Source organism: Streptomyces sp. UF-297, assembly GCF_058245575.1.
Genome location: NZ_JBSIBZ010000150.1, coordinates 1 through 12,982 on the forward strand (window position 1 = coordinate 1; position 12,982 = coordinate 12,982).

The window sequence follows — 12,982 nt, forward strand, 5'->3', positions numbered from 1 at the left end:
CCCCCCCCCCCCCCCCCCCCCCCCCCCCCCCCCCCCCCCCCCCCCCCCCCCCCCCCGGGGCCGTCTCCTTCCCAGGGAGGTGACACAGTTCCGACCGGCGGCCGGAGGGGACGTATCCGGACGTCCTTAGGATTCATGGCATGGCAGCACTCCGGGATCTCAGACCGCGCGGCCGCACGCTGTACGCGACCCTGGCCGCGCTGGCCGTCCTCATAGGCGGCGGGACATGGGCGGCCGCCTCCGACGGCGAGGCCGCCGCCGTGCAGCGCGAGGACCGGGTGCTGTCCCTGCCGGAGGCGCCCGGCAGCCGGCAGCGGGTGCAGATCGACACCTCCTTCTTCACCGCGGGCGGGGCCGGTGACCGCCGCCCCGCCGTCCTGCTCGGCCACGGCTTCGGCGGCAGCAAGAGCGACGTACGCGACCAGGCGGAGCAGCTGGCGCGCGACGGGTACGCCGTACTGACCTGGTCGGCGCGCGGATTCGGGGAGTCGACCGGCCGGATCGGGCTGAACGACCCGGACCGCGAGGTCGCCGACGTCAGCGGGCTGATCGACTGGCTGGCCGGGCGCCCCGAGGTGCGCCTGGACAAGGACGGCGACCCGCGTGTCGGCATCGCCGGAGCCTCCTACGGCGGCGCCGCCGCCCTGCTCGCGGCCGGCCACGACCGGCGGGTGGACGCCATTGCCCCGCAGATCACGTACTGGAACCTGGCCGACGCCCTCTTCCCCAACGGCGTGTTCAAGAAGCTGTGGGCCGGGATCTTCTTCACCACCGGCTCCACCTCCACCTCCACCTCCACCTCCACCTCCACCTCCACCTCCGCCGGCCCCGGCAGCCCGCCCGCCACCCCCGCGCCCGCCGGCGCCTGCGGCCGCTTCGAGCGCGATCTGTGCGAGATGTACCAGCGGGTGGCGGTCTCCGGAAAGCCCGACCAGGAGGCGCGCGAACTGCTGGACAAGCGCAGCCCGTCCGCCGTCGCCGACCGCATCGAGGTGCCCGCGCTGATCGTGCAGGGCCAGAGCGACTCGCTCTTCCCGCTCGGCCAGGCCGACGAGATGGCGGGGGCCCTGCGCAAGAACGGCGCGCCCGTGGACGTCGACTGGATAGCGGGCGGCCACGACGGCGGCGACCGCGAGACGGGGCGCGTCCAGGCCCGTACCAAGGCGTGGTTCGACCGCTACCTCAAGGACGACCGGCAGGCCGACACCGGACCGGCCTTCCGCGTCAGCCGTACCGGGGGAGTGGACTCCACCGACGGCTCCGCCCGGCTGCGCGGCGCGAGCGGCGAGCGCTACCCCGGCCTGTCCGGCGACTCGCGCACCATCGCGCTCACCGGCAGCGAGCAGATTGTCGCCAACCCCGCGGGCGCCGGACCGCCCGCGATCTCCGGCGTCCCCGGCATCGGCGCGCTGGGCCGCGCCTCGGCCCTGGGCCTCGGGCTCTCCCTGGACTTCCCCGGCCAGCACGCCCGCTTCGACTCCGCGCCGCTGGCCGAGGGGGTACGCGTCACCGGCAGCCCCACCGTCCGGGTGCGCGTCCGCTCCAGCGCCCAGGACGCGGTGCTCTTCGCCAAGGTGTACGACGTGGGGCCCGACGGCCGCCGGCAGGTGCTGCCTGCCCAGCTCGTGGCCCCGTACCGCATCACCGGCGCCGAGGACACCAAGACGGTGCGGCTCCAACTGCCCGCCATCGACCACGACTTCCGGGCCGGACACCGCATGCGCCTGGTCCTGTCCGCGACGGACCTGGCCTACGCCTCCCCGGCCGAGCCCGCCACGTACACCGTCTCCCTGGACGGCGACGGCGGCGCGCCCGGCCTGAGCGTGCCGACGGCACCCGGCGTGCGCACCGCCGCCACCGGGCTGCCCGCCTGGACCTGGGGGCTGCCGCTGGCGGCCGCCGTCATCGCCGCGCTGCTCCTGCTCACCGGCAGGCGCCGGGCCGCCGCTCCCGCGCCCGACCCCGCGCTCGCCGACGTCCCGCTGCAGATCACCTCCCTGAGCAAGCGGTACGCCAGGTCCGCCGACCGGTACGCCGTGCGCGAGCTGTCCTTCCGCGTCGAGAAGGGCCAGGTCCTGGGCCTGCTCGGCCCCAACGGCGCGGGCAAGACCACCACGCTGCGCATGCTCATGGGCCTCATCCGGCCCGACGGCGGCGAGATCCGGGTCTTCGGGCAGGCCATCCGGCCGGGCGCGCCGGTGCTCTCCCGGGTCGGCGCGTTCGTGGAGGGCGCGGGCTTCCTGCCGCACCTGTCCGGGCGGGAGAACCTCGACCTGTACTGGCGCGCCACCGGCCGCCCCGCCGAGGACGCCCATATCGACGAGGCGCTGGAGATCGCCGGGCTCGGCGACGCGCTCAAGCGCGCGGTGCGCACCTACTCCCAGGGCATGCGCCAGCGCCTGGCCATCGCCCAGGCCATGCTCGGCCTGCCGGACCTGCTCATCCTGGACGAGCCGACCAACGGACTGGACCCGCCGCAGATCCGCGAGATGCGCGACGTGATGATCCGGTACGCCGCCGCCGGACGGACCGTGATCGTCTCCAGCCATCTGCTGTCCGAGGTCGAGCAGAGCTGCACGCATCTGGTCGTCATGGACCGCGGACAGCTCGTCCAGGCCGGTCCCGTGCGGGAGATCGTCGGCTCCGGCGACACCCTGCTCATCGGCGTCGGCGGGCAGCTGCCGGACGCGCTGGTGGAGAAGGTGGCCGCGCTGCCGGGCGTCTCCTCGGCCGTACGCGCCGAGGGCGGGCTGCTCGTACGGCTCGACGGCGGCGACGCCGTGGAGGGCGCGGCCGGCACCGGGAGCCGGGTGCCGCAGCTCCTGACCGAACTGCTGCGACTGGAGATCCCGATCGAACACATCGGCCCGCACCGCCGCCTGGAGGACGCCTTCCTCACCCTGATCGGAGGAGACCGATGAGCAGCGCCCCGCCCCTGGTGGAGTCGGCGCCCGGCTACCGCCCCGGCCACACCCTCCCGCTGCGCGTCGAGGCGCTGCGCCAGCTCAAGCGGCGCCGCACCCTGGTCATCGGCGCGGTCCTGGCGGCCCTGCCGTTCATCCTTCTCGCGGCCTTCGCGATCGGCGGCGAACCGGGCAGCCGCAACGGCCGGATCACCCTGATGGACACCGCCACCGCCTCCGGCGCCAACTTCGCCGCCACGGCGCTGTTCGTCTCGGCGGGGTTCCTCCTGGTCATCCCCGTCGCCCTGTTCTGCGGCGACACGGTGGCCTCGGAGGCCAGCTGGTCCTCGCTGCGCTACCTGCTGGCGGCGCCGGTGCCGCGCACCCGGCTCCTGCTGAGCAAGCTGAGCGTCGCGCTGCTCTTCAGCGCCGCCGCGATGGTGCTGCTGCCGGTGGTGGCGCTCGGCGTCGGCACGGCCGCCTACGGGTGGGGGCCGCTCCAGCTCCCCACCGGCGGCACGCTGTCCGCCGCCGACACCGTGCCGCGCCTGGCCCTGGCCGTCGCGTACATCTTCCTCAGCCAGCTGGTCACCGCGGGCCTCGCCTTCTGGCTGTCCACGGTGACCGACGCCCCGCTGGGCGCGGTCGGCGGCGCGGTCGGCCTGACCATCGTCGGCAACGTCCTGGACCAGGTCACCGCGCTGGACAACTGGCGCGAGGTCCTCCCCGCCCACTGGCAGTTCGCCTGGGCGGACGCCCTGCAGCCCACCCTGGAGTGGTCCGCCATGCTCAAGGGCACCTCGGTGTCCCTCGCCTACGCCCTGGTCCTGTTCGCCCTCGCCTTCCGCGGCTTCGGCAGGAAGGACATCGTCTCCTAGCCGCCGACCAGCCGCCAACCAGCCGCAGATCCAAGGAAGATGGGGCGAGGACGGCAACCATGTGCCGTGCTCGGAAGTCTCTGTCAGTACAGCCCGGAATCTGCGCACAACACCGCACATGGCCGGGAAGGTCTGGAAGTCCCGGAAGCCGAGGACATCTGATGGTCCGTACCTCTTCGCGTATCACCGCCCTTGCCGCCGCCTGTGCCGCCGCGATCGGGCTGAGCCTGACGCTCGCCGCCTCCGCCCCCGCCACCGCTGCCGCACCGGCCGGTGCCACCACCCCGCCCCGCCACTACACCGCCGAGGAGGTCCACCACTTCCTGGAGGGCTTCTACGGCAACCACGGGCCGCGCCCCTGGGAGCGCGAGCACCTGGTGACCGAGGAGCTGAAGAAGCGGGCCGCCGAGACCCCCGGCTTCGATCTGCTGCTGTGCGCGCAGAACACGCCGAAGGACATCTCCGTCGGCGAGGTGACCACCGCGCAGTCCGCGGGCATGGGGTGGGCGACGGTGACCACCACCTGGGGCGCCGGGCCGAAGCAGAAGTTCACCGCGTACGTGGGCCTGGACGCCACCGCGCCCGCCAAGCTCACCGAGATCAGCTGCCCCGCTGCCTAGCCGGACGCCTCAGGCCGCGGGCCCCTGCATGTGCTTGCTGATCCACTCGATGGTGCCCTCGCCCATGCCGCGTACGTAGGTCTGGGCGCTGTGGGTGCCGCCGGGCACGATCTGGAAGCGGGTCCTGACGGGCCCGTGGCCGTACTGCGCGAGGAACTTCCGTACCTTCGGCAGGATCGTGGACTCCTTGGAGCCGTCCTGGAAGCCGAGGTAGACCTCGGGGCCGCCCTTGGCGATCAGCTGCTTCGCCAGCACCTCGGGGTTGTTGGCGGCCATCTCCTGGGGGTGGCCGCGCCACAGGGGCGAGTCGGGGACGATGTCGGGGCCGTTGGGGATGGCGGCCTTGAAGGCCTGAGGGTGCTGGAGCACGTTCTTCAGCGCCGCGAAGCCGCCCGAGGAGGAGCCCATGATGCACCAGCCGTCGCGGCTCTTGAGGGTGCGGAAGTTCTGCCGTACGAGGTCGGGCACGTCCTGGCTGAGCCAGGTGCCCATCTTCGGCTGCCCCGGTATGTCGCTGCCGTCGTAGTACTGCTTGTCGTCGGGGTTGAGCACCGGCATCACGACGATGAAGGGCAGGCTCTTGCCCTCCTTGGACCACTGGGCGATGTTCTGCTCCAGCTTGAGGTCGGAGCCGATCCAGTAGTTGACGGGGTAGCCGTAGGAGCCGGGCAGCGCCTCCATGACGGGGAAGCCCTTGTCCGCGTTCTTCTTCTCGTAGTACTCCGGCGGCGCCCACACCCACACCTTCCCGGTGAAGCCCGACTTGGGGCCGTGGAAGGTGGTCATGCCGATCGGGGTGTCCTGGCCCGCGCCGCCGACCTTGCTCTGCTCCTCGAAGCTGATGGGGTGGGTCGGCATCCGGGCCAGCGAGCCCTTGGGGGAGGGGCCCGAGCTGTGGGAGGCGGCGCCGTCCTGGGCGCCGAACCTCACCGGGGCGCCCGGCGAGGAGTCCATGGCGCAGCCCGCGGTGACGGCGGCCAGGACGGTCAGCGCGAGCGCGGACACCACCGGCGTGAACAGGGCTTTGCGCACGGGGTTCCCCTTGTCGTTCTCGTGTCGTTGCGGGTGGGCGGGCCGGAGTGCTCCGGCCGTCCAGCAAGAGGGGCGGGTGCCGCGCGCCGGTTTCCCCCTAGGGGTGTCGGGTTGCTCTCGCGAAGGGGGCCGTTTTGGGGTGCCCCGCTGTGACCAGTGGCGTTTACCCGTACCGGCGATGGCCTTTACCGTGATTTTCCTGGCGAATGCCGCACGGAGGGCTGCCCCGGCAGCGGTGACGGTCATTCCGTTTCCTCGGGTGCAGAACCGTATTCTCTGGTCATGACCTGGTCGAGCGCGCTGAGACAGACCGTCCGCTCCGGGCTGAGCATCGAGCGCGCCAAGCTGACCCCGCTGATCGCCGTGCGCGGCAGCGTCGGTGTCGCCATCGTGATCGGGCTGTGCCTGTGGCTGGGCGACCCGGCGCTCGCCGTCTCCTCCGCCTTCGGGGCGTTCGCATCCGGGATCGCCACCTTCCAGCGCAGCTGGCGGCCGCGCCCCGTACTGGCGCTGGCCGTGGCGGCGGGCCTGGCCGTGTCCACCTTCCTCGGCTATCTGGCCGCCGCGCACATCGCGGCCTTCCTGGTCCTGCTGGCCCTGTGGACGTTCCTGGCGGGCATGGCCTGGGCGGTCGGGCCGGTCTCCGGGCTGATCGGGACGCAGACGGTCGCGGTCATGCTCGTCACCGTCACCCTGCCGACCTCCGTGCTGGGCGCGCTGGAGCACGCCGCGCTGATCGCGTTCGGCGGGATGGTCCAGGCCGCCCTCATCGTGCTCTTTCCCGTACGCCCCTGGGGGGTCCAGCGCGACGCGCTCGCCGACGCGCTGGCCGCCGAGGCGGACTACGCGCGCCGGCTGCGGCACGACCCGGTCGCGCCCTTCGACCCGCAGCCGCTGATGGACGCGCGGATGGCGGCCGCCGTGACACCCCGTCAGATCAAGCGGCGCCCCGCCCAGCTGCACGGCCCGCGCGCCCTGGCCGAGCAGCTGCGCCCCGTACTGGCCTCGCTCGCCGACCCGGTCGTCGGCGCGCCTCTGGAAGGGCCGGAGCGGGACCGCGTGCGCGATCTGCTCGGCGCCGCCGGCACCGTACTGGACGCGGTCGCGCACGCCATCCGGCACGGCAGACCGGTCCGGCTGCCGCCCGAGACGACCGCCGTCCTGGAGGTGCCCGAGTCCGGGCCGAAACTCGGCGGCGCCGCCCGCCGCTCCGCGCTGCGCCTGATCGCGCTGCTCGCCGACGCCGTGGAGGCCGCCGACGAACCCGTCCAGGCCACCCGCCCCACCAGCGAGGCGGCGAGCGCACGCACCAAACTGCGCTCCCTGATCCGGCCCGGCCGGCCCGGCACCCACGAGCGCGGGCACCTGCTGCGGCCCACCGTGCCCCGGCTCGTACCGGTCGCGTGGCGCGCGCTGCGCCGCGAGACCCGCTGGTCCTCGCCGGTGCTGCGGCACGCCCTGCGGGTCAGCGCGGTCGCCGCCGCGGGCTATCTGCTGGGCGCCGCGCTGCCGCTGGGCCACGGCTACTGGGCGCCGCTGGCCTCCGTCATGGTGATGCGCCCCGACTTCGGGCAGACCTACTCGCGCGGGGTCGCGCGCTTCATCGGCACCCTGGTCGGCGTCGGGATCGGCGGCGCCCTGATGGGCCTGACCCACCCCAGCCTCTACGTCAGCGCCGCGCTCGCCGTCCTGTGCGTCTTCCTGATGTACCTGCTGATGCGTACGGGCTTCTCGGTGACCTCCGCCTGCGTGGCCGCCTACGTCGTCTTCCTGCTCGGCATCGCGGGCACCGGCTGGGAGCAGACCGTCCAGGAGCGCATCGTCCTCACCCTCATCGGCGGGTTGCTGGCGATGCTGTCCTACGCCCTGTTCCCCGCCTGGGAGACGCCGCGGCTGCGCGAGCGCCTGGCGCAGTGGCTGGAGGCCAACGGCCGCTACGCCCTTGCCGTATTGGACTGCTACGCCCGCCCCGCCGAGCGCCGCCCCCGCCAGGTCCGCGAGGCCCTGCTGGACGCCCGTGCCGCCCGCGCCGCCTGGGAACAGAGCGCCGAGCGCGCGGAGAAGGAGCCGGTGCGCCACCGCGGGCTGTCGCTGACCGCGGCCGGCGCCGCGCAGTCCGCGCTGGTCACCGTGGGCCGGGTCGCCATGATCATGGAGGCGCATGTGCCGCCGCGCGACGCCGAGCCCTCGCCGGGCGCCGCCGCGTTCGCCGACGAGCTGCGCGCCTGTCTGGAGCGCGCGTCCGCCGCCGTACGGGAGCGCCACGAGCCGGACTGGAGCGCGCTGCGCGCCGCCTGGAACAAGTGGGAGCAGGAGGCCGAGGGCCGCGATGTCGCGCTGCGCGCCGCCGACCTGCTCGTCGATGCCCTGGAGGACCTGGCCAAGGCGCTGTCGCGGGGGCCCGGCGGGCGCAACCGTGCTTCGCGCGCCCCCCGGTGACACCATCCGCGCCCGCGGCTCCAGTGGGAAAATCCGGAGGGGAAAATGAGCTCATCCGGAACTTTGTGCGGCCATCTGTAGTCTTGATAATTGCCCGCAATTGACGCCATTGGTAAGGCAGTGAGCCATTGGTGCCGTCTGGGGCGCTGTCCGAGGATCCGAGCAGGACTCCTGTCGAACGAGCAGAGGCCGTGCCGTCCGGCGCTACCCGTTCATCCGGTCCGTCCGGTTCATTTCAGTCGAGAGAGAGCAAGCGAACTCCCCATGGCGTCCAGCACTTCGTCCGGTACGTACGACATAGGCATCGACCTCGGCACCGCCAACACCCTGGTCTACTCACGCGGCAAGGGCGTCGTCCTGAACGAGCCCTCCGTCGTCGCCGTCAACGCCACCGGCGAGGTCATCGCCGTCGGCTCCGAGGCGAAGCGGACCATCGGCCGCACCCCGTCGGGCATCACCGCCATGCGCCCCCTCAAGGAGGGCGTCATCGCCGACTTCGACGCGGCCGAGCAGATGCTGCGCGCCCTGATGAAGAAGGCGCTGCCCAGCCGCCGCTTCTCCCGGCCCAGGGTCGTCATCTGCGTGCCGTCGGGCATCACGGGCGTCGAGCGGCGCGCGGTCATCGACTCGGCGCGCGGCGCCGGGGCCCGCGAGGTGCACCTCATCGAGGAGCCGATGGCCGCCGCGATCGGCGCGGGGCTGCCGGTCGCCGAGCCGGTGGGCTGCATGGTCGTCGACATCGGCGGCGGCACGACCGAGGTCGCGGTCGTCTCCATGGGCGGCATCGTCACCGCGCAGTCGGTACGGGTCGCGGGCGACGCCCTGGACGCCGCGATCATGAACTACGTCAAGAAGAAGCACTCCCTGGCCATCGGCGAGCGCACCGCCGAAGAGATCAAGATAGCCATCGGCTCGGCGGCCTGGACCCCCATCGACGTGGACGAGGAGGGCGAGCCCGAGCGCCGCGACTCCTTCACCGTGCGCGGCCGCGACCACATCAGCGGGCTGCCGCGCATCCAGGAGATCACCGAGGAGGAGATCCGTTCGGCGCTGGCCGAGCCCGTCGAGGCGATCGTGCAGGCGGTGCACCGCACCCTGGACGAGTGCCCGCCCGAGCTGTCCGGCGACATCATCGAGCACGGCATCGCGCTGACCGGCGGTGGCGCCCTGCTGCGCGGCCTGGACCGGCGGCTGCGCCAGGAGATGGGCGTTCCGGTGGTCGTCGCCGAGGACCCGCTGGACTGCGTGGTGCGCGGGACGGGCAAGTGCGTGGACGAGTTCGCCTCGCTCCAGGGGCTGCTGTCGGGGGCGATGGAGCAGCCGCGCAAGGCCGTACGGCTGTGAGGCGGCGTGGAGGGGCTGTGCTGAACAGCCTGTGCCTGGGCGTTCGTATTTGAACGCTTGCGTCCGAACGCTTGCGTTCGAGCGTCTTGCCTGGACGTTCGTACTTGAGCGCTTGCGTCTGGGCGCCTGTGCCTGAGCGCGCGGGCCTGGGTGCTCAGGCCTGGGTGCTCAGGCCGCTACTGCGCGGCCCGCCGGGTGATGAAGACCTCCAGGCCGTCCAGGATGCGGTCCAGGCCGAACTGGAGCCCCTTGTCGCGGGAGCCCGCCGCGGCCGCCGAGGCGACGGCGGCGGTGAGCGCGGGATAGCGCTCCGCGCGGTCGCGCAGCAGCTCGTTCAGGGCCTCGCTCATGGCCTGTTCGAGCCGGGTCGCGGGCTCGCTGCCCGGGCTGCCCGCCGCCTGCTGGGCGGTGGAGCGCAGGTGGCCGATGACGACGAAGACGGCGTCGAAGCGCTCGCCGCCGTCCAGCCCCGTGCCGTCCAGGGCGGTGAGGGCGCGCTCGACCCAGCTCAGTTCGTTGGGGCCCATCACGCGCGGCCCCACGGTGGCCCCCAGCAGCCAGGGGTGCGCGCTGAAGACGTCCCACATCTGCCCGGCCCAGGTGTGCAGCGCGGGCCGCCAGCTCTCGGGGGTCTCCGGCGCGGCGGGCGGCGCGCCCATCGCCGTGTCGATCATCAGGGCCACCAGCTCGGCCTTGCCCGGCACGTACCGGTACAGCGACATCTTGGTGAAGTCCAGTTCGCCCGCGACCCGTTGCATGGAGACGGCCGCGAGTCCCTCCGCGTCGGCGAGACCGATCGCGGCGCGGGTGATGCGTTCCAGGCTGAGGGCCGGCTTGGGGCCGCGGCTGGGGCGTCCGCGCTCGCCCCACAGCAGCTCGACGCTGCCCGCCTGGTCCCCGAACACGCTGTTCTTCCTGTCTGCAGTCACCCGCGCATCCTAAAACCGTGTCCGGGGTACACAAAACCGTGTCCTTCGGATACAGTTTTTGTGTCGGCAGGGGGCCGATCCCGCGAGGGTCCATTCATGGGGTGTGCGATGACGGATGCGGCGAACGAGACGGCCGGGCCCGGCGCGGTGACCGGCGGGGGCGGGGCGCAGGGGGCGACGGTGCTCATCTCGGGCGCGAGCGTGGCCGGTCCGGCCCTGGCCTACTGGCTGGGCCGCCACGGCTTTCGGCCCACCGTGGTCGAGGTCGCGCCGGGCCTGCGCGAGGGCGGCTATGCGGTCGACTTCCGCGGCTCGGTCCACCTGGACGTACTGCGGCGGATGGACCTGCTGGACGAGATCCGCCGGCACGCCACCGGCGGTGGCGGTCCGCTCACCTTCATCGACGCCGAGGAGCGCCAACTGGCCGCGCTGCCGCCCGAGTTCGCGGGCGGTGAGGTGGAGATCCGCCGCTGTGACCTCTCCCGCATCCTGTACGAGCGCAGCCGCGCCACCACCGAGTACGTCTTCGGCGACTCCCTCACCTCCCTGACCGAGACGGCGGACGGGGTGCGGGCCACCTTCGAAAAGGGCGCCGCGCGCACCTTCGACCTGGTCATCGGCGCGGACGGGGTGCACTCCAACGTCCGGCGGCTGGCCTTCGGGCCCGAGGAGGAGTTCGTCAGCCACCTCGGCTATTACGTCGCGGGCTGGAGCCTTCCCGCGGGCGCCGCCGACTTCGAGGACCGGTCGCTGGGCTACAACGAGCCCGGCAGGTTCATCGGCGCGGGCCGGACCGGGCGCGGTGGCGTCGAGGTGTTCGCCCTCTTCGCGTCGGAGCGGCTGGACCACGACCGGCGCGATGCGGCCCAGCAGAAGAAGCTCGTCGCCGACGCCTTCGCCGGGATGGGCTGGCGCGCGGCGGAGCTGGTGGCCGGGCTGGAGAGCTGCGAGGACCTCTACTTCGACGCCATCGTCCGGGCCGATGTGCCGCGCTGGTCCACGGGCCGGGTGGCGCTGCTGGGCGACGCCGCGTACGGCGCGACCATCGGCGGCATGGGCACCGGCTCGGCGATCGTGGGCGCCTATGTGCTCGCCGGTGAACTGGCCGCGGCCGGCGGCGATCACAGCGCGGCATTCGGCTGCTACGAGCGGGAGTTGCGCGATTTCGTGACGCGCTGCCAGGAGGGCGGGGGCGACACCGGACGCTTCCTGTCGCCTGCGACCCAGCAGGACATAGACGGGCGCAACGCCCTGCTGGCCGACCCCGAACTGCTCGCGGGGATGCTGGACGAGGGCCTGGACCGGTCGGCGGGCATCGTCCTCAAGACCTATGCGGAGCCGGTGGTTCAAGGCCGGGCGAAGGCCTGATGACCTCGCGGCAGCCCATGATCGAAGGCAGTTATGCTACTACCGGCTCAGCGTATTACGGCAGTTGCGGCAGACGCCACGGGTGACCTCCGGGGCGGTGGCGCCGTCCGAGCTGTCACCCGCTTGTCGTCCCGTGATCTGTCGATGGTTTGAGGGTTTTGAGGGTGCAGAAGGTGCGAGAAGGATCGTCGCCCGGGGGCCCGCGTCCTGCCTCGGTTCTCGTGTGGACACTGCCCGCCGCGGCGACCGCCGTGGCCGGTGCGGTGGCCGCGGCGACGGTCGACTCCCAGGCGCGGACCCCGGTGATCTGGGTCGCGGTGGTCGCCACCCTCGCGGTGGCGCTCGTCGTGGCCGAGGTGGCCCGCCGCGGCCGGGCGCTGCAGGCGCTGCGCGAGCAGGCCGCCGCCCAGCAGGCCGCGCTCGCCCGCCAGGAGGCCGAGAGCGTCCGCCTGGCCCAGGAGCTGCTGCCCGCGGTGGTCTCCCGGCTCGGCCAGGGCGAGTTCCCCGAGGACGTGCTCGCCTCCATGTCGGACCAGGTGGCCCGGCAGGCCCAGGAGGCAGGCCTGGCACCGGAGTTCACCGCGGCCCACCAGGAAGTGCTGCGCTCGGTCCTGGACGCGGTCGTCGCCGAGGAGGACCTGCGCGAGTCCGCGCAGCGCGCGTTCGTGAACATCGCCCGCCGCGTACAGGCCATCGTCCACCAACAGGCCCAGGAACTGCGCGAGATGGAGGACCGGCACGGCCAGGCGCCGGACGTCTTCGGCGACCTGCTGCGCCTGGACCACGGCACCGCGCTGATCGGCCGGCTCGCCGACTCCATCGCCGTCCTCGGCGGCGCCCGTCCGGGCCGCCAGTGGAGCCGGGCGGTGCCGCTGTTCAGCGTGCTGCGCGGCGCCATGTCCCGGATCATCGACTACCAGCGCGTCGAACTGCACTCGGTCTCCGAGGTCGCGGTCGTCGGCCCGGCCGTCGAACCGCTCATCCACGCCCTCGCCGAGCTGCTGGACAACGCCACCCGCTACTCCCCGCCCAACACCCGGGTGCACCTCACCGCCGTCGACGTGCAGTCCGGCATCGCCGTCGAGATCGAGGACGGCGGCGTGAGCATGAGCGAGGAGGCCCGCAAGCGCGCCGAGCGGATGCTCCAGCAGGCGCAGGAGGGCCTGGACGTCAACGACCTGGGGGAGTCCCCCCGGCTGGGCCTCGCCGTGGTGGGCCGGCTCGCGCAGGCCTACAACTTCACGGTCTCGCTGCGCCCTTCGGCCTACGGCGGCGTGCGCGCCGTCCTCATCGTCCCGCAGGACCTGATCACCACCGCGCCCGCCACCGCCCGGGCCCACGGCATCGGCGCCTCCTCCGGCCCCCGTACGGCCCGCACCGACCGCCGCTCGGAGCGCGTGCCCGAGCGCGTGTCGGAGCGCACCGGCCAGACGGCCACCGCCCGGCGCCCGGCCGCCCCCGGGCAGCCC

General features: G+C 73.2%; 9 protein-coding genes. 7 read left to right on the top strand and 2 right to left on the bottom strand.

Annotated elements, in window-relative coordinates; translation table 11 throughout:
- Positions 1–140: 140 nt before the first annotated feature.
- The 3 genes from AC4IJH_RS41970 to AC4IJH_RS41980 all read left to right on the top strand — a co-directional run bounded on the left by AC4IJH_RS41970 (position 141) and on the right by AC4IJH_RS41980 (position 4,401).
- On the top strand, positions 141–2,921 hold the full coding sequence (locus AC4IJH_RS41970; RefSeq protein ID WP_490857304.1) for an alpha/beta fold hydrolase: 2,781 nt from the start codon (positions 141–143) through the stop codon (positions 2,919–2,921).
- Complete coding sequence (locus AC4IJH_RS41975) at positions 2,918–3,781, top strand: ABC transporter permease (protein WP_490857305.1); 864 nt, start codon at positions 2,918–2,920, stop codon at positions 3,779–3,781. The genes AC4IJH_RS41970 and AC4IJH_RS41975 overlap by 4 nt, the downstream gene beginning before the upstream one ends.
- A gap of 161 nt (positions 3,782–3,942) precedes the next feature.
- On the top strand, positions 3,943–4,401 hold the full coding sequence (locus AC4IJH_RS41980; RefSeq protein ID WP_490857306.1) for a hypothetical protein: 459 nt from the start codon (positions 3,943–3,945) through the stop codon (positions 4,399–4,401).
- Positions 4,402–4,410: 9 nt separating this feature from the next.
- On the opposite strand, the gene AC4IJH_RS41985 is transcribed toward AC4IJH_RS41980, so the two are convergent.
- Positions 4,411–5,433: an alpha/beta hydrolase gene (locus tag AC4IJH_RS41985; protein WP_490857307.1), complete on the bottom strand. Its 1,023-nt coding sequence runs from the start codon at positions 5,431–5,433 to the stop codon at positions 4,411–4,413.
- A gap of 282 nt (positions 5,434–5,715) precedes the next feature.
- Between AC4IJH_RS41985 and AC4IJH_RS41990 the strand changes: the two genes are divergently transcribed.
- Positions 5,716–7,872 (top strand): FUSC family protein, encoded by a 2,157-nt coding sequence (locus AC4IJH_RS41990; protein ID WP_490857308.1) that lies wholly within the window; start codon positions 5,716–5,718, stop codon positions 7,870–7,872.
- 264 nt (positions 7,873–8,136) lie between these two features.
- Positions 8,137–9,216, top strand: a complete 1,080-nt coding sequence (locus AC4IJH_RS41995) for a rod shape-determining protein (protein ID WP_490857309.1) — start codon at positions 8,137–8,139, stop codon at positions 9,214–9,216.
- A gap of 176 nt (positions 9,217–9,392) precedes the next feature.
- Here AC4IJH_RS41995 and AC4IJH_RS42000 read toward each other — a convergent pair whose 3' ends face one another.
- Complete coding sequence (locus AC4IJH_RS42000; protein WP_490857310.1) at positions 9,393–10,145, bottom strand: TetR/AcrR family transcriptional regulator; 753 nt, start codon at positions 10,143–10,145, stop codon at positions 9,393–9,395.
- A gap of 108 nt (positions 10,146–10,253) precedes the next feature.
- Between AC4IJH_RS42000 and AC4IJH_RS42005 the strand changes: the two genes are divergently transcribed.
- On the top strand, positions 10,254–11,513 hold the full coding sequence (locus AC4IJH_RS42005) for an FAD-dependent monooxygenase (RefSeq protein ID WP_490857311.1): 1,260 nt from the start codon (positions 10,254–10,256) through the stop codon (positions 11,511–11,513).
- A gap of 221 nt (positions 11,514–11,734) precedes the next feature.
- Positions 11,735–12,982: sensor histidine kinase (locus AC4IJH_RS42010; RefSeq protein ID WP_490857312.1), on the top strand; the 1,248-nt coding region annotated here is incomplete at its 3' end.

Excerpts from the sequence above, each read along its gene's own strand:
- AC4IJH_RS42005 (WP_490857311.1), top strand. The coding sequence starts at position 10,254 with ATGACGGATGCGGCGAACGAGACGGCCGGGCCCGGCGCGGTGACCGGC.
- AC4IJH_RS41970 (WP_490857304.1), top strand. The coding sequence starts at position 141 with ATGGCAGCACTCCGGGATCTCAGACCGCGCGGCCGCACGCTGTACGCG.
- AC4IJH_RS41980 (WP_490857306.1), top strand. The coding sequence starts at position 3,943 with ATGGTCCGTACCTCTTCGCGTATCACCGCCCTTGCCGCCGCCTGTGCC.
- AC4IJH_RS41975 (WP_490857305.1), top strand. The coding sequence starts at position 2,918 with ATGAGCAGCGCCCCGCCCCTGGTGGAGTCGGCGCCCGGCTACCGCCCC.
- AC4IJH_RS41995 (WP_490857309.1), top strand. The coding sequence starts at position 8,137 with ATGGCGTCCAGCACTTCGTCCGGTACGTACGACATAGGCATCGACCTC.
- AC4IJH_RS41990 (WP_490857308.1), top strand. The coding sequence starts at position 5,716 with ATGACCTGGTCGAGCGCGCTGAGACAGACCGTCCGCTCCGGGCTGAGC.